The 17256-nt window shown below is 31.0% G+C and carries 19 protein-coding genes; 18 read left to right on the top strand and 1 reads right to left on the bottom strand.

What is annotated here, in order from left to right:
* The first annotated feature begins 90 nt into the window (after nt 1–90).
* The 9 genes from B3J31_RS06730 to B3J31_RS06690 all read left to right on the top strand — a co-directional run bounded on the left by B3J31_RS06730 (nt 91) and on the right by B3J31_RS06690 (nt 6199).
* Nucleotides 91–438: a putative DNA-binding protein gene (locus B3J31_RS06730; RefSeq protein ID WP_346867342.1), complete on the top strand. Its 348-nt coding sequence runs from the start codon at nt 91–93 to the stop codon at nt 436–438.
* A gap of 11 nt (nt 439–449) precedes the next feature.
* The gene (gene ffh, locus B3J31_RS06725) at nt 450–1811 is read left to right on the top strand and encodes a signal recognition particle protein (protein WP_035132755.1); all 1362 of its coding nucleotides are present in this window, start codon (nt 450–452) and stop codon (nt 1809–1811) included.
* Nucleotides 1812–1850: 39 nt separating this feature from the next.
* Complete coding sequence (gene rpsP / locus B3J31_RS06720) at nt 1851–2093, top strand: 30S ribosomal protein S16 (RefSeq protein WP_035132758.1); 243 nt, start codon at nt 1851–1853, stop codon at nt 2091–2093.
* A 29-nt stretch (nt 2094–2122) separates the two neighbouring features.
* Nucleotides 2123–2350 (top strand): KH domain-containing protein, encoded by a 228-nt coding sequence (locus tag B3J31_RS06715; protein WP_035132761.1) that lies wholly within the window; start codon nt 2123–2125, stop codon nt 2348–2350.
* Between the two features lie 369 nt (nt 2351–2719).
* A complete protein-coding gene (gene rimM / locus B3J31_RS06710; RefSeq protein WP_150843857.1) occupies nt 2720–3217 on the top strand; it encodes a ribosome maturation factor RimM in 498 nt (165 codons plus the stop codon).
* A complete protein-coding gene (gene trmD, locus B3J31_RS06705; RefSeq protein WP_150843856.1) occupies nt 3217–3942 on the top strand; it encodes a tRNA (guanosine(37)-N1)-methyltransferase TrmD in 726 nt (241 codons plus the stop codon). The genes rimM and trmD overlap by 1 nt, the downstream gene beginning before the upstream one ends.
* 112 nt (nt 3943–4054) lie before the next feature.
* Nucleotides 4055–4399 carry a 50S ribosomal protein L19 gene (gene rplS, locus B3J31_RS06700; RefSeq protein ID WP_035132767.1) on the top strand — a complete coding sequence of 115 codons (345 nt, stop codon included), beginning with the start codon at nt 4055–4057 and terminating at the stop codon, nt 4397–4399.
* 122 nt (nt 4400–4521) lie between these two features.
* The gene (gene ylqF, locus B3J31_RS06695) at nt 4522–5385 is read left to right on the top strand and encodes a ribosome biogenesis GTPase YlqF (RefSeq protein WP_150843855.1); all 864 of its coding nucleotides are present in this window, start codon (nt 4522–4524) and stop codon (nt 5383–5385) included.
* A 67-nt stretch (nt 5386–5452) separates the two neighbouring features.
* Nucleotides 5453–6199, top strand: a complete 747-nt coding sequence (locus tag B3J31_RS06690; RefSeq protein WP_414632073.1) for a ribonuclease HII — start codon at nt 5453–5455, stop codon at nt 6197–6199.
* A 67-nt stretch (nt 6200–6266) separates the two neighbouring features.
* Here B3J31_RS06690 and B3J31_RS06685 read toward each other — a convergent pair whose 3' ends face one another.
* Nucleotides 6267–6629: a YraN family protein gene (locus B3J31_RS06685; protein WP_150843854.1), complete on the bottom strand. Its 363-nt coding sequence runs from the start codon at nt 6627–6629 to the stop codon at nt 6267–6269.
* A 165-nt stretch (nt 6630–6794) separates the two neighbouring features.
* On the opposite strand from B3J31_RS06685, the gene B3J31_RS06680 reads away from it, so the two are divergent.
* From B3J31_RS06680 to B3J31_RS06640, 9 genes are all read left to right on the top strand, one after another.
* Nucleotides 6795–8318, top strand: coding sequence for a YifB family Mg chelatase-like AAA ATPase (locus B3J31_RS06680; RefSeq protein WP_346867832.1), 1524 nt, complete (start codon nt 6795–6797; stop codon nt 8316–8318).
* An 18-nt stretch (nt 8319–8336) separates the two neighbouring features.
* Entirely contained in the window at nt 8337–9416 is a 1080-nt protein-coding gene (gene dprA, locus B3J31_RS06675) for a DNA-processing protein DprA (protein ID WP_346867833.1), read from the top strand.
* A 181-nt stretch (nt 9417–9597) separates the two neighbouring features.
* Nucleotides 9598–11682 (top strand): type I DNA topoisomerase, encoded by a 2085-nt coding sequence (topA, locus tag B3J31_RS06670; RefSeq protein WP_346867834.1) that lies wholly within the window; start codon nt 9598–9600, stop codon nt 11680–11682.
* Between the two features lie 236 nt (nt 11683–11918).
* Nucleotides 11919–12692, top strand: coding sequence for a GTP-sensing pleiotropic transcriptional regulator CodY (codY, locus tag B3J31_RS06665; protein ID WP_150843850.1), 774 nt, complete (start codon nt 11919–11921; stop codon nt 12690–12692).
* Nucleotides 12693–13165: 473 nt separating this feature from the next.
* Nucleotides 13166–13867, top strand: coding sequence for a 30S ribosomal protein S2 (gene rpsB / locus B3J31_RS06660; protein WP_150843849.1), 702 nt, complete (start codon nt 13166–13168; stop codon nt 13865–13867).
* A gap of 128 nt (nt 13868–13995) precedes the next feature.
* Nucleotides 13996–14916 (top strand): translation elongation factor Ts, encoded by a 921-nt coding sequence (tsf, locus tag B3J31_RS06655; protein ID WP_346867835.1) that lies wholly within the window; start codon nt 13996–13998, stop codon nt 14914–14916.
* A gap of 192 nt (nt 14917–15108) precedes the next feature.
* On the top strand, nt 15109–15831 hold the full coding sequence (pyrH, locus tag B3J31_RS06650) for a UMP kinase (protein WP_035132786.1): 723 nt from the start codon (nt 15109–15111) through the stop codon (nt 15829–15831).
* A 17-nt stretch (nt 15832–15848) separates the two neighbouring features.
* On the top strand, nt 15849–16406 hold the full coding sequence (gene frr / locus B3J31_RS06645; protein ID WP_035132788.1) for a ribosome recycling factor: 558 nt from the start codon (nt 15849–15851) through the stop codon (nt 16404–16406).
* A gap of 90 nt (nt 16407–16496) precedes the next feature.
* A complete protein-coding gene (locus tag B3J31_RS06640; protein ID WP_414632074.1) occupies nt 16497–17255 on the top strand; it encodes an isoprenyl transferase in 759 nt (252 codons plus the stop codon).
* The last annotated feature ends 1 nt before the right edge of the window (nt 17256 follow it).

Here is a 17256-nt window from a genome sequence, read left to right as displayed (position 1 = left end):
ATTTTCATGCTAAAGCTCTGCTGTTAAGTAAAAATACTTGACAGCTTAAAATTAATTTGTTAATATAAGTTTTGTGAGTTGGGTGATTATATGGAAAAAAGAGTTGAAATATCAATTTTACTAGATTTTTATAACTCATTACTTACTGATAAACAAAGAGATATTATGGATTTATATTATAATAATGACTTATCTCTATCAGAAATAGCAGAAGTTAATAATACTAGTAGGCAAGCAATTCATGACTTAATTAAAAGATGTGGTAATCTTTTAGAAGAGTATGAAAGAAAACTTCACTTAATGAAAAAAACCTTAGCTATAGAAAACTCTAAGACTGAAATTATTAACAAATTAAAAGGGTTAAAAGGTACTACTTCTGAAGAAAATATAAAAAAAGAAATAGACCATATAATTAAAGATATAGAAGAGAATGTATAGGAGGTTTTCATATGGCTTTTGAAGGACTATCTTCCAAATTACAAGAGACCATAAAAAAGCTAAAGGGTAAAGGTAAGCTTTCAGAGAAAGATATTAAAGAGGCTATGAGAGAAGTAAAACTTGCTCTTTTAGAAGCGGATGTAAATTATAAAGTTGTTAAAAACTTTGTAAAGTCTGTCAGTGAAAAATGTCTTGGTGATCAAGTTATGGAAAGTTTAACACCAGGTCAGCAAGTAGTTAAAATAGTTAATGAAGAATTAACTGAGTTAATGGGAACCACTGAAAAGAAAATAGAATTTGTCAACAATGGAATAACAATGATAATGTTAGTTGGTCTCCAAGGTGCAGGTAAAACAACCATGGCAGGAAAGCTGGCTCTAAATCTTAGAAAAAGCAATAAAAAGCCATTACTAGTAGCCTGTGACGTTTATAGACCAGCAGCTATAAAACAACTACAAGTTGTAGGAAAGTCAATAGATGTACCTGTATTCACCATGGGAGATAAAAATAGCCCAGTAGATATTTCAAAAGCTTCCATTGAACATGCTAAGAGCATTGGAGCTAATGTAGTTATCGTGGATACGGCAGGAAGACTTCACATAGATGAAGCGCTGATGGGAGAACTTGAAGATATAAAAGCTTCAATAAATCCATCAGAAATTTTATTAGTTGTAGATGCTATGACAGGTCAAGATGCAGTAAATGTAGCTGAAACCTTTAATAATACACTAGATATTACAGGAGTTATCGTTACCAAGTTGGATGGTGATACCAGAGGTGGTGCTGCACTATCAATTAAAGCAATCACTGAAAAGCCTATAAAATATGTAGGTATGGGAGAGAAGATGACAGATTTGGAAATCTTCCACCCAGAGAGAATGGCATCAAGAATACTTGGTATGGGAGATGTACTTTCTTTAATTGAGAAAGCTCAATCAGCTATCGATGAGAAGAAAGCTACAGAACTCGGTAACAGAATGATGAATCAAGAATTCAATCTTGAGGACTTTTTAGAGACTATGAATCAAATGAAAAATTTAGGACCTATGGGCAAGTTGGTTGAAATGATTCCAGGCTTTAATGCAAAGGAATTAAAAGGTGTAGACTTTTCACAAAGTGAAAAGGCAATGGGAAAGATGGAAGCAATAATACATTCCATGACTGCCAAGGAAAGAAAAAATCCAAGTATAGTATCTTCTTCACCATCTAGAAAGAAGAGAATAGCTGATGGTTCAGGTTCTAACATTCAAGCAGTGAATAAACTTTTAAAAGACTTCGAGATGATGAAAAAAATGATGAAACAGATGAAGGGCATGGGAGGCAAGGCTGGTAAATTTGGTAAAAAAGGCTTGTTTGGAAAATTACCTTTCTAAGTTTAAATACACATAACCTTTGAAGGAGGTGAAAATATAATGGCAGTAAAAATAAGATTAAGAAGAATGGGTGCTAAAAAAGCTCCTTTCTACAGAATAGTTGTTGCTGATTCAAGATCTCCAAGAGATGGAAGATTTGTTGAAGAGATTGGATACTACAATCCAACTACAGAGCCAGTAACTGTTAAAATCGATGAAGAGAAAGCAGTTAAATGGGTAAAAAATGGAGCTCAACCAACAGACACAGTTAAAAGACTTTTCAACAATGCAGGAATAAAATAGGAAAGTTTAATTGATTGGAGGCGCAATCCATGAAAGAATTACTTACAATTATTGCAAGGTCATTAGTTGATAACCCTGATTCAGTGCAAGTAAATGAAATTGCTGGAGAGCATTCTATAATTTTAGAATTAAAGGTTGCTGAAGAAGATATGGGGAAAGTAATTGGAAAACAGGGAAGAATAGCTAAGTCTATTAGAACTGTTGTTAAAGCAGCAGCGATTAAAGAAAATAAAAGAGTTGTTGTAGAAATAATATAAGAGTTAGGAATACCTAGCTCTTATTTTTTTATATATTGTAGTTGACAAGAATTACAAATAATTATTATAATAAACAGAGTTCTTAGTATCAGTATTTTCGATACTTAGAAATCGTTATCCAGGGACGTAGTAGCTCTTAACTGCCGACTTAAGAATAAGGAGGGAGTATTAGAGCTAATAGTCATCGGGTAAACAGAGTTCTTAGCTTCTTTGAAGGTTAGAAATCGTTATCCAGGGACGTAGTAGCTCTTAACTGCCGACTTAAGAATAAGGAGGGAGTATTAGAGCTAATAGTCATCGGGTAAACAGAGTTTATGAAAATTTTTTATGTTAATAATATTAAGTAATTAAATAGTGAGGAGATATATGATGAGGGAATTGATGAGCGTTGGTCAGATAACTAAGCCCCATGGAGTAAGAGGAGAAGTTAAGGTGCTTTCTCTAACAGATAGCTTAGAAAGATTTAGAGACTTAGATAAGGTATACATAGATGATAAAGAAATAAAAATTACATCAGTTAAGCTTCAAAAGGATAGAGCTATATTAAAAATAGAAGGAATTGACTCAATTGAAGAAGCCGAACTTTATAGAAATAAATATCTTCAAGTAAAAAGAGAAGATGCTATAAAATTACCAAAGGGTAGCTACTATGTTGCAGATTTAATGGATTGTTATGTTTATGATACAGATGGAGAAGAATTAGGGAAAGTATATGATGTTATTGCAACGGGAAGTAATGATGTATATTGGGTTAAATCAGAAGGAAAAGAAGACGTGCTAGTTCCTGCTTTAAAGACAATTGTAGAAGAAGTAGACATAGAAAATAATAAAATTGTAATAAAACCAGTGAAGGTATGGTCTGAATAATGAAGATAGATATTTTAACTTTATTTCCAGAGATGTTTCAGGTATTTAATCATAGTATCATAGGAAATGCTATGGAAAAAGGAATATTATCTATAAATACTACTAATATAAGAGACTTCTCTACTAATAAACATAAAAAGGTTGATGATTACCCTTATGGGGGTGGAGCAGGCATGGTGATGACCCCAGAACCCATTGTAAACTCTATAAAACATCTAAAAGAAAATAATAAAGGAAAAGTTATATTTTTAGGTCCTAGAGGTAAGACTTTAAATCAAGAGTTATGTAAAGAACTTGCCAAAGAGGAGGAGTTAATATTTTTATGTGGTCATTACGAAGGTATAGATGAGCGAGTATATAAATATATAGATATGGAAATTTCTCTAGGGGATTTTGTTTTAACAGGGGGAGAAATGGCTTGCATACCTGTAGTTGATAGTATTGCTAGAATGATACCAGGAGTTCTATCCTGTGATGAGAGTTATGAAGAAGAATCCTTTTATGAAGGATTATTAGAATATCCTCAATATACAAGACCTTTTTCCTTTGAAGGAGATGAAGTTCCAGAGGTATTAATATCTGGGCATCACGAAAATGTAAGAAAGTGGCGAAGGCTTAAATCATTACTCATTACAAAGGAAAGAAGAATGGACTTATATAAAAATATAGAACTTACTAAAGAGGATAAAAAGCTATTAGACAATTATCATAAAAAGGATAAATAATATTGCACATTGAAATATTATGTGATAAAATGAGGATTGTGCTAGTACGGGCGGTCCTCTGTCACCCAATGTGAGTAAGAACGTCATAATAAATTTTAGGAGGGAATGCACAATGTTAGATATAATAAAAGCTATAGAAGCAGAACAATTAAGAACTGACTTACCTGAGTTCAATGTAGGAGATACAGTTAAAGTTCACATCAGAATCAAAGAAGGTAACAAAGAAAGAGTTCAAATATTTGAAGGTACCGTTCTTAAAAGACAAAATGGTGGAGCTAGAGAAACTTTTACAGTAAGAAGATTTGCATCAGGAGTTGGAGTTGAAAAAACTTTCCCAATAAATACGCCTGTTATAGAAAAAATCGACGTAGTTAGAAGAGGAAAAGTAAGAAGAGCTAAATTATTCTACTTAAGAGATAGAGTAGGTAAGGCTGCTAAAGTAAAAGAGAGAATGTAAGAAAATGGGGCTAGATAGTCCCTTTTTTTATTACATATATAGAAGTATTTATTGTAAATGTGGTGAATACTAAAATAGTTAATTTAATATATCTAATTATAAAATTCTTAGGAGTGAGATAAATGAGTATAAACTGGTTTCCTGGACATATGGCAAAGACCAGAAGAGAAATAAAAGAAAATTTAAAGTTAGTAGATGCAATAATAGAAATTCGTGATGCAAGAATAGCTTATTCAAGTTCTAATCCAGACATTGAAGATATCTGTAGTGAGAAACCTAGAATAATATTATTTAATAAAAGCGATCTTAGTGAAGAATATGTAACAAAGAAGTGGGTAAATAAATTATCAGACGATAAAACTAGAGTATTATCTGTTAACTGCCTTACAGGATCAGGGCTTAACAAAATTAAACCCACTCTAGAAGAGCTTTTAAAAGAGAAGCAGGATAGACTTAAAAGTAAAGGCGTAGTAAATATTATTACCAGAGTAATGGTAGTAGGAATCCCTAACGTAGGAAAATCTACATTTATAAACAGGATGGCAAAAAATAGTGCTGCTAAAACGGGAGATAGACCTGGTGTTACAAAGAGTAAACAATGGATAAAAACAAAGATGGGTATAGAGCTTATGGATACTCCAGGGGTTTTATGGCCTAAATTTGAAGACGATACAGTAGGGCTTAATTTAGCCTTTACTGGAGCTATAAAGGATGAAATAATGGATGTTGAGGAACTGGCATTAAAGCTTATAGAAAGACTTCAAAATACCCATGGATCAAGGCTAGTGGAGAGATATAAGCTTAAAGAATTAGACGAAAATCCTCTTACTAATATGGATAACATAGGTAAAAAAAGAGGTGCTATAATTTCAGGGGGCAACATAGATTATAATAGAGTAGCTGTAATGCTATTAGATGAATTTAGGGGGGGAAAGTTAGGTCCTATTTCACTAGAGGTACCTGATATAGAACATAAATATGAGTAGTATAAATTTTTTAAAAGAAATTAAAACTATGAGATTTAACGATATAAAATCTTCTGTCCGTGGGTTTATGTCATTAAAAGATGTAAGTAGCCATGAAGCAGATTATCAAGCTATATATCGAGTATTAAATAATGATCATAGGAAAAATGTAAGAGCTTTAGGAGAAACCCTAAGAAAATATGTGGAGCATTATAAAAATGAATATGCTAGAGTAGAAAAATTATATGATTTTGATAAAAGCTATGGACATGATATTGTAGCTGGTGTAGATGAGGTAGGAAGAGGCCCCTTAGCAGGTCCTATAGTTGCTGCTGCAGTAGTTCTTGACAATAATTCAAGGGATTTAATATTACGAATAAATGATTCTAAGAAGTTAACTAAAGAAGTAAGAGAAGAGCTAAGTGATATAATAAAAAAAGAAGCAATAAGTTATTCTATAGCTCTAAAAACCAACAGAGAAATAGATAAAGAAGGCATAGGGTTTTGTAACAATGAAATTTTCAAGATGGCTGTGGGGGAACTAAAAGTTACTCCTGATATAGTATTATCTGATGGATATACTATAAGAGAATTTAACCTTAGAAATGAAGCTGTAATTAAAGGAGACACTAAAAGTGCTGCCATTGCGTGTGCCTCTATAATAGCTAAAGTATATAGAGATAATTTAATGGAAGAGTATGGTAAGAAGTATACAAAATATCACTTTGATAAAAATGTAGGATATGGTACCAAAGAACATATAGATGCAATAATTTGTCATGGTAGCTGTCCAATTCATAGAGAAAGTTTTCTGAAAAATATACTTAACAAATAATTAATAAAATAAAAGATACCTGAATAAAAAAGTTATGTAATTACTTTTTTATTCAGGTATTTACTTTTTAGAAAGCATTTTTAATCAGTGTAATATTAGGGGTTTCACCAGAAGAAATCAGTGTTACCTCTATGGCATCAAATCTAAAATAAGATTTATGTATATTTTTTAAACAAATATAATATTGTGCAGTTTTATACAATTTTCTTTTCTTAGTATTAGTGATACTTTCTAATGGGGTACCGTATCTTTTGCTATATCGAGTTTTTACCTCTATAAAGCAAATATAATTATTATCCTTAGCTATAATATCAATTTCCCCTAACTTACATAAAAAATTTTCTTCTAATATTATATATCCCTTTTCTTTAATATATTCTCTAGCTAGATCTTCTCCATAATTACCTATAGTTTTATTTAAAATCTTCATTTAAAACTCCCTTTAATGCAAAGAATTATGTCTACATTTTAGACAATATAATCCAAAGCTAAACTTTGATTTAATTAAAATTTTTTACAAAGTTGATTTATTCTAAATTCAATGGTCAATACTTACACTAGTAAAGTTGGAAATTTATATTTGGAGGGTGAAATTATGTCAATTCAAATAAAGACTGCAGCCTTTTCTGGAGTGGAAGGTATATTAATTAATGTAGAGGTAGATATCACCTATGGGTTACCTAATTTTAATATTGTAGGTTTAGGGGATACTGCTGTAAAAGAATCTAAGGATAGGGTTAGATCAGCTATAACCAATTCTTCTTTAGATTTTCCAATTAGTAGAATAACTATAAATTTAGCTCCGGCTCATATACGCAAGGAAGGCTCCCACTATGATTTACCTATAGCTGTAGGAATTCTTTTAGCAACTAATCAACTTTTCTTAGAAGAGCCAGATAATTTTATATTTATGGGTGAATTGTCCTTAAATGGAAATGTAAATAAAATTAAAGGGGCTCTCCCCATTGTAATTGAAGGTATAAAACATGGTGTAAAGAACTATATAGTACCTATGGAAAATAAAGATGAATGTGCTTGTATTGAAGAAGCAAATATATATCCTATCAAAAATTTGAGTGAAGTAATTCATCTTTTTACTTATAAGGATGTAAAACCTTATACATTTACCAATAGAGAAAAATATAAAAATAATAATTGTCCATTAGATTTTGAAGATGTCATAGGACAGCAAGCAGCTAAAAGAGCATTGGAGGTAGCGGTAGCAGGAAATCATAATGTACTTATGTATGGAACTCCAGGATCGGGAAAAACTATGCTGGCAGAGAGGGTTATTTCTATTATGCCACCGCTTACCGATGAGGAAGCTCTAGAAGTTACGAAGATATATAGTATTAGTGGAGAGCTTAAGGAAGAAGGATTAATGGGAAATAGACCCTTTAGAAATCCTCATCATACTATTACTAGTACTGCTTTGATTGGTGGTGGCAGAAACCCATCAGCAGGAGAAGTATCTTTAGCTCATAATGGAGTGTTATTCCTAGATGAAATATTAGAGTTTGATAAGAGAGCTCTTCAAGTTCTAAGGCAGCCTTTAGAAAATAAGCGGGTAAGAATATCAAGAGTAAATGGAACTATAACTTATCCAGCGGATTTTATGCTCGTGGCAGCTATGAATCCTTGCAACTGTGGGATGTATGGAAGTGAAACAAGGTTATGTAAATGTAGTGATAGCGAAGTGAAAAGATATTTATCTAGATTATCTGGACCTTTATTAGAGAGAATAGATATTTTCACCCCAGTAAATTCCATATCCTATGAGACTATAAATAATGATAAAAAAGAAGAAAAATCAGAGGTTATGGCCCTTAGGATAGAAAGGGCAAGGGAGATACAAAGTGAAAGATTTAGGAATGAACATATAAAATATAATAGTAATATGTCTTCTAGTCATATAAAAAAATACTGTAAGCTTAATGGGGATTCTAATAGGATTCTTGAATATACCTATAAAAAATATGGACTTAGTACTAGAGTTTATAATAGAATTTTAAAAGTAGCTAGAACTATTGCGGATTTAGATGGCAATAAATCCATAGAAGAAAATCATATTATTGAAGCACTTCAATATAGGAAGTACATAAGAGAAGATATAATATAAAGAATTAGGAGAGTATAGATGGTTGATTTATTTAAATTATGGATTATTATTACGGAAGTATCTAATGATATGAAAAAATATGTTTATAATGAATATCATAATTTTGATACCTTGAGAAAAATGGTGATTAGTGATAATATGACACTATTGCCTAAAAAAATTGTAGAAAAGTTTCAAAAGTCTTATATAAAAATTGAAGAGTTAGCTGCTGAAGAATGTAAATCCATTAGGGATATACATATTTGTACTATGTATGATATAGATTATCCTATAAGTTTACTGCAGTATGAGGATGCACCTTTTGGTATATTTTACAAGGGGAATATTTCAATGATTAATGAAAAAAAGAATATTTCTATTGTGGGTTCTAGGAAGTGTTCTAGATATGGGATAGACGTAACTAATAGTATGGTGGAACAGTTAAGTCCTTATGAAATAAATATTGTAAGTGGTATGGCTAAAGGTATTGATTCTGTAGCTCATAGGGCTGCAATAAAGAACAACATTAATACAATTGCAGTTTTAGGTAGTGGTATTGATGTTATATATCCTAAAGAAAACTATAGACTTTACCATGAAATTTTAGATAACGGTGGTTGTATAATTAGTGAGTTTCCCTTGGGAACACCACCTTTAAGTAGAAATTTTCCAATGAGAAATAGAATTATCAGTGGTATGTGTGAATTGTTAGTTGTCACTGAAGGCGGAGAAAAAAGTGGGACGCTAATTACTGTAGGAGCAGCTTTAGAGCAAGGAAAAAATATAATTGTTGTGCCAGGGAGTATATTCTCCAGTGAAAGTAAAGGGACTAATAAATTAATAAAAGATGGTGCCTACGTTTATACAGATATAGAAGATGTGTTAAATTTATTGAATATTTCTGGAGTTTCCATAGATAATAAAAATATAACTACTGTAAAAAGCAAATTAGAGGAAAGAATATATCAAGTTATAGATGATAATCCTATACACATTGATAAAATAATTAAATTAGTTGATGTTGACATTAATCGATTATATAAGTTATTATTTGAGTTGCAAGTAAAAGAGGAGATTTTATGTTTAAGTGGAAACTTTTATGTTAGAATTAATAAATAGTTAAAAATTTATGAAATATTTAATAAGGTTTGTATATTATGACTTGCAATGAGATAATAATATTTTAAAATATAGTAGGATGTAGAATTTTATATATAATAAAAAGATTATGAGAAATCTGCATGGTGCTTATAAATATGTAATAAAGTAAAAAATTATAAGCTATAATGGAGGGGTTAGAATGGGGCAAAAATTAGTCATAGTTGAGTCGCCAGCAAAAGCGAAAACCATAAAGAAGTATTTAGGAAAAAATTATGTAGTAGAAGCATCTATGGGTCATGTAAGAGATTTACCTAAAAGTCAGTTAGGGGTAGATATAGAAAAAAATTATGAACCCAAATACATAACTATTAGAGGTAAAGGAGAACTTTTAGATAAGATTAAGAAACAAGCTAAAAAAAGTGAAAAAATATATCTTGCTACGGACCCTGATAGAGAAGGGGAAGCTATATCTTGGCATTTAGCTAACATATTAAAAATAGATACTAAAGAGTCATGTAGAATAGAGTTTAATGAGGTCACAAAAAGTGCTGTAAAAAATGCCATAAAATCTCCAAGAAAGATAAATGAAAATGTATTTGATGCTCAACAGGCTAGAAGAGTATTAGATAGATTAGTAGGATATGAGATAAGTCCTATACTTTGGAGAAAAATAAAGTGGGGATTAAGTGCTGGAAGAGTACAATCTGTAGCTCTTAGAATAATATGCGATAGAGAAAAGGAAATTCAAGCTTTTGTACCAGAAGAATATTGGACTGTGGAAGCAAAAGTATCTAAATTAGCAGAAACAAAAACCTTTACAATAAAATTGCATAGTAAAAAAGGGAAAAAAGTTATTATAAATAAGGAAGAAGAAGCTAATAATATTATAAAAGCTGTACAGCAAGGTGAATTTGTGGTAAAAGATATAAAAGATACAGCTAAATCTAAAAATCCATTACCACCATTTACTACTAGTACACTTCAACAAGATGCCTATAGAAAAATAAACTTTTCAACTAAAAAAACCATGGCAACAGCACAACAGTTGTATGAGGGTATAGAAGTTAAAGGACATGGAACTATCGGTCTTATAACTTATATGAGAACAGACTCAGTAAGAGTATCAGAGGAGGCTCAGGGAGCTACTCTTGAATTTATAAAAAATATGTATGGAGATAAATATGCACCAAAGGTTAAAAGAGCTTACAAAGGTAAGAAGGGAGCACAAGATGCTCACGAAGCTATAAGACCAACTAATGTAGAGATTACTCCACAAATTGCTAAGGAAACCTTAAGCAATGATCAATTAAAACTCTACACTTTAATTTGGAATAGATTCGTAGCTAGCCAAATGGAGTCTGCAATAATTGATACTACATCAATTTCAATAAACAATGGGGATTATTTATTTAAAGCTTCAGGATTTAAGGTGAGATTTGATGGGTTTACTAAAATCTATGCTACAGATAATGAAGATGAGGATGGAAATGCAAAATTACCAACCTTAAATACAGATGAAAAGTTAATAGAAAAATCTGTAGATGGAAAACAACATTTTACTCAACCTCCAGCAAGATTTTCAGAGGCATCCTTAGTTAAAACTTTAGAGGAAAATGGAATAGGTAGACCGAGTACTTATGCACCTACAATTACCACCTTATTAAGCAGGAAATATGTGGATAGAGAAAAGAAGGTATTATTTCCTACGGAATTAGGATTTATAGTTAATAATATAGTTAGCGAATATTTTAAACAAATAGTTGATGTAGAATTTACTGCAGAAATGGAAAGTAAATTAGATAGAATAGAAGAAGGAAATGCAAATTGGAAATCTGTAGTAGAAGAATTCTTCGTACCACTAAAGGAAGCTATAGAAATAGCCGAAAAAGAAATAGCTAAGATAACTATAGAAGATAAGGTATCTGACATACCATGTGATAAATGCGGAAGACTTATGGTGATAAAACAGGGAAGATTTGGTGAGTTTCTCGCATGTCCAGGATATCCGGAGTGTAAAAATACAAAGACAATGGCTAGAGAATTAGATGTAAAGTGTCCTAAGTGTGGAGGAAATGTTTTAGAAAAGAGAAGCAAAAAAGGTAAGATATTTTATGGATGTGGAAATTATCCACAATGTGACTTTGTAAGTTGGCATGAACCTACAGAAAAGAAATGCCCTCAGTGTGGAAGTGTAATGGCTAAAAGATATAGCAAAGCAAAAGGTGATTATTTAGAATGTATTAACTCGGAATGTAAGCATAAAGAGTTAACAGATAATAAATAAAATGGTTTATATTAGTTAAAAATTACTTTGAAGTAAAATTTAATTTAAAAAAAGGTTAAATATGTCGAAAATTAATAAAAAACATGTTGATAGAATAAATTCTATATGATATGATGGTATATGGCAACGAAACAATTCTAAAATTTGTGAAAGAAAAGAATATTTTGAATTATTTAAAAAGTTGCAGTGATAAATAGCATTATGAAAAATGAAAAAAAGAAGAAGGAGGAATAGAGATGTCATTATTAGATAAAACAAGAAAATTAAACAAGATTTTACAAAAGTCAGGTTCAGAACCAGTAGTTTTTGATGATATATGTGAACTTCTAAGTGAAGTGTTAGATTGTAATGTATATGTTATTAGTAGAAAGGGGAAAGTTTTAGGATATAATCTTTCCTATGGATTTGAATGCGATAAAGTTAAAGAACAAGTAGTTGAAAATAAAAGATTTCCAGAGCAATATAATGCTAAACTGCTAAATATAGATGAGACAAAGGCAAATATGCCAAGCAGTGGTATTTGTGTATTTAATGGAGAAGTTCAATGTGACTTCAAAGATATGCTATCAACTATAGTTCCTATTAATGGGAACAGGGAAAGATTGGGAACTTTATTGTTATCAAGATTTTCTAAACAGTTTACTGAAGATGATTTAGTTATTGCAGAATATAGTGGTACTATTGTAGGAATGGAAATGTTAAGAGCTAAGACTGATGAAATAGAAGAAGAAGCAAGAAAAAAAGCTATAGTTCAATTAGCAATAGGAACATTATCTTATTCAGAGTTAGAAGCCGTAGAACATATATTTAACGAACTTGATGGTAGTGAGGGACTTTTAGTTGCATCTAAAATAGCAGATAAGGTTGGAATAACTAGATCTGTTATAGTAAATGCTCTTAGAAAGTTTGAAAGTGCTGGAGTTATAGAATCTAGATCTTTAGGAATGAAGGGTACTCACATAAAGATTCTAAATGAGAAATTAATAGATGAATTAAATAAGCTTAAATAATTTAATACAATATATAGAAATATATTAAAAATAAAAATCCTGATAAAGGATTTTTATTTTTAATAAAGAAGATTCTTTCACTACTCACATGTATTTTAAAAGTTTCCTAGGTAAACAGTTATAATGTAACCTATTTAACTAGGTAACTAGGTAAATAGGTAAATAGTTAAATAGTTAAATAGTTAACTATTTGTTTTATCCATGCGGGTTTCAGGGATTTGTCTTTTAAAATTCTAGAATTAATATATATTAATTATGAAAAATTATAATTATTGTATTAACAGAATTTTAAATAATAAAAATTTAAAATTAACCTTGTTATTTAGAAATAAATTTGTTGAACATTGATTTTCTATGTGATATAATACACAAGGTAAGAAAATACACACACTACTGAATTTATTAAAAGGTGCTTTAAGGAGTATTTAATAAAAATGATGGTAGTGGAGGAAAAAACCAGGAGGTATATTAAAATGGCAGTTATTTCAATGAAACAATTATTAGAAGCAGGTGTTCATTTTGGACATCAAACAAGAAGATGGAACCCTAAAATGGCTCCATACATCTTCACTGAGAGAAATGGTATCTATATCATTGACTTACAAAAAACAGTTAAGAAAATTGATGAAGCATATGATTTCATAAAATCAGTATCAGAAGAAGGAAAAGATATATTATTTGTTGGAACTAAAAAGCAAGCTCAAGAAGCTATCCAAGAAGAAGCTATCAGATCAAGCATGCATTTTGTAAACAACAGATGGTTAGGTGGAATGTTAACTAACTTCAGAACTATTAAAACAAGAATAGGTAGACTTGAAGCATTAGATAAAATGGAAGAAGATGGAACATTTGATGTTCTTCCTAAAAAAGAAGTTATTCAACTTAAAAATGAAAGAGAAAAACTAGAAAAGAACCTTGGCGGAATTAGAAACATGGATGCTAAGAATGTTGGAGCTTTATTTATAGTTGACCCAAGAAAAGAAAAAAATGCAATACTTGAAGCTAAAACATTAGGAATTCCTGTAATAGCAATAGTTGATACAAACTGTGATCCAGATGATGTTGACTATGTAATTCCAGGAAACGATGATGCTATAAGAGCAGTTAAATTAATAACTGAAAGATTAGCTGATGCTATAATTGAAGCAAGACAAGGTGAAGAAGTAGCTGAATAATATAGCAACTTTCTAAGTAAATTTCAAACAGCCTCATCTATGGTTGTAAAACATATGAAATTTTAAAGGTAGATGAGAGAGAAATCTTTCATTTACCTTTTTGTTAGGAAATTAAAGGAGGAATAAAGATGATAACAGCAGCAATGGTAAAAGAGTTAAGAGAAAGAACTGGATCAGGAATGATGGATTGTAAAAAAGCTCTTACCGAAACAAATGGAGATATGGAAAAAGCAGTAGAAGTTTTAAGAGAAAAAGGATTAGCAGCAGCAACTAAAAAAGCTGGAAGAATAGCAGCTGAAGGTATAGTTACTACTTATATATCAGAAGATATGAAAATAGGTTCTGTAGTAGAAGTTAACTGTGAAACTGACTTCGTTGCAGCAAACGATGACTTTAAAGCATTAGCAGCAAATGTAGCTAAAATGGCAGCAACTACTAATGTAACTACTGTAGAAGGATTATTAGCAGAAAAATATGTTGGAGATGAAAGCATAACTCTTCAAGACGCTGTTACAGCTCTAATTGCAAAATTAGGTGAAAACATGTCTGTTAGAAGATTTGAAAAGTTTGTAGTTGACAATGGAATAATTCAAAGTTATATCCATGGTAATGGGAAAATAGGTGTTTTAGTTCAATTAGCTTGTGAAAAACAAGATGAAGTATTAAAAACAGTTGCTAAAGACGTAGCAATGCAAGTAGCAGCAGCTAACCCATTATTCTTAAACAAAGATCAAGTGGACAATGAATCTTTAGAAAAAGAAAAAGAAATTTACAGAGTTCAAGCTCTTAACGAAGGAAAACCAGAAAACATAGTTGAAAAAATGGTTATGGGAAGAATAAGCAAATACTACAAAGAAGTTTGCTTAGTAGATCAAGTATGGGTTAAAAATGGAGATTACACTATAAGCAAGTATCTTCAAGAAGAAGGAAAGAAACTTGGAGCAACTATGGAAGTTGTTAAGTTTGCAAGATTTGAAAGAGGCGAAGGAATCGAAAAGAAAGAAGAAAACTTTGCTGAAGAAGTTCAAAGACAAATGCAAGGAAAATAATACAAGATAATATTAAAGAGAACCTAGGTTCTCTTTTTTTAAAATCTACATGTATTATAATAACTATGTAACTAGAGAAAGTCATATTTACATTGAAGTATCTAATGTAATTTCTATGGTTAATTTTAGTTATTAATTGGTAATATATAAAAATATGGTGTAAATATATTGAGTTGGAGGTATAATATATATATGGAAACTGCGAAATATAAAAGAGTCATGCTTAAACTTTCAGGAGAGGCATTAGCGTCAGAGAAAGGGTACGGCATTGATTTTGATACAGCGAACACTATTGCTTTACAAATTAAGAAGTTAGTTGAAATGGGTGTTGAAGTAGGTGCAGTTGTTGGTGGCGGCAACATATGGAGAGGTAGAAGTGGCGAAGGCATGGATAGAACTACCGCGGACTATATGGGTATGCTTGCTACATGTATAAATGCTTTAGCATTACAAGATTCCTTGGAAGCTATAGGTGTTAATACAAGGGTTCAAACGGCTATTGAAATGAGAGAAATAGCAGAGCCTTACATTAGAAGAAGAGCAATGAGACATCTTGAAAAGGGAAGAGTTGTAATATTTGCAGCAGGAACAGGAAATCCATATTTCTCCACAGACACTACAGCAGCTTTAAGAGCAGCAGAAATAGAAGCTGAAGTTATTTTACTTGCTAAAAAAGTTGATGGGGTATATGATAAAGATCCTCATAAACATGAGGGTGCAGTTAAGTTTAATAATTTATCTTATATTGAGGTATTAGAAAAAGGATTGCAGGTTATGGATTCTACTGCTACATCCCTATGTATGGATAATCAAATACCTATTCTAGTATTTGGTTTAGATGAGCCTCATAATATTATAAGAGCGGTAAAAGGTGAAAATATTGGTACTTTAGTATCATCTAATATATGTAAATAATTGATGGAGGTAATTTTATGGTAAAAGATATCATTAAAAATGCTGATGAGAAAATGAACAAAACTATTTTAAGCTTACAAAATGAGCTTGGAACATTAAAAGCTGGAAGAGCAAACCCTACAATGCTTGATAGAATATTAGTAGAAAGTTATGGAACGATGGTACCTCTTAATCAAGTAGGGAACATATCAGCTCCAGAGCCAAGAGTTCTTCTTATTCAACCATGGGACAAAAGTTGCATGAAAGATATAGAAAAAGCAATTTTAAAATCAGATTTAGGAATTAATCCTAGTAATGATGGTCAGGTTATTAGACTAATTGTTCCAGAATTAACTGAAGAGACTAGAAAAAATTTAGTTAAATCAGTTAAAAAATGTGGTGAAGATGCTAAGGTTGCTATCAGATCCATAAGACGTGATGCAAATGATAAGATTAAAAACTTAAAGAAGAATAGTGAAATCAGTGAAGATGAATCTAAAAAAGCTGAAGATCAGATTCAAAAAGAAACTGATAAGTTTATCAAATTAATCGATAAGGCTATAGAAGAAAAAGAAAAGTCAATAATGTCAGTATAATATGTTAGATAAAACCTGCAAATATTGCAGGTTTTATTATTAGGTATTTGTGATATAATAGCATCATGATTACTTGAAATGGAGAGGTATATTTTGGATATATTTAAGTTTAAAAAAGACACAACTAAAGAAAAAATACAAATAGATATGGAACGAATCCCAGCCCATATAGCCATAATTATGGATGGGAATGGACGTTGGGCTAAACAAAGAAAACTTCCAAGAACTATGGGGCATAGAGCTGGTATGAAAAATATTAAAATGATGGTGGAGGAATCTAGTAATCTGGGAGTTAAATATTTAACCTTATATGCTTTTTCCACAGAAAATTGGAAGAGATCAAAAGAAGAAGTAGGAGCTTTAATGGACTTAGTAGTAGAGTTTATAAATAAGGAATTTGAAGAGCTACATAGAAATAATGTGAAACTTAATTCCATAGGAGATATAAGTAAACTTCCTGAAAAATCAAGGGCTGCTGTAGAAAATGCAATGTATAAAACTAGAAATAATACAGGTTTAACTCTTAACATAGCCTTAAATTATGGAGGAAGAGATGAGATTATAAAAGGGGTTAAGGAAATAGCCAAGGAAGTATTAGAAGGAAAGTTACAAGTAGATAACATAGATGATAAGATCATATCGGACCATTTATATACTAGTGGTATGCCAGATCCGGATATTGTTATAAGGCCCAGTGGAGAATTAAGACTTAGTAATTATTTATTATGGCAAAGTGCTTATTCTGAATTTTGGTTTTCCAATATAAACTGGCCTGACTTTACAAAAGAAGATTTGAGAAGAGCAATTAGTGATTTTCAAAAGAGAGATAGAAGATTTGGTGGAGTATAGT

The organism is Clostridium sp. UBA5988, assembly GCF_002435615.1.
Taxonomy (GTDB): Bacteria; Bacillota; Clostridia; order Clostridiales; family Clostridiaceae; genus Clostridium_J; species Clostridium_J sulfidigenes.
The sequence above is the reverse complement of the archived record's forward strand: the minus strand, read 5'-3'. Positions and strand labels throughout refer to the sequence as shown.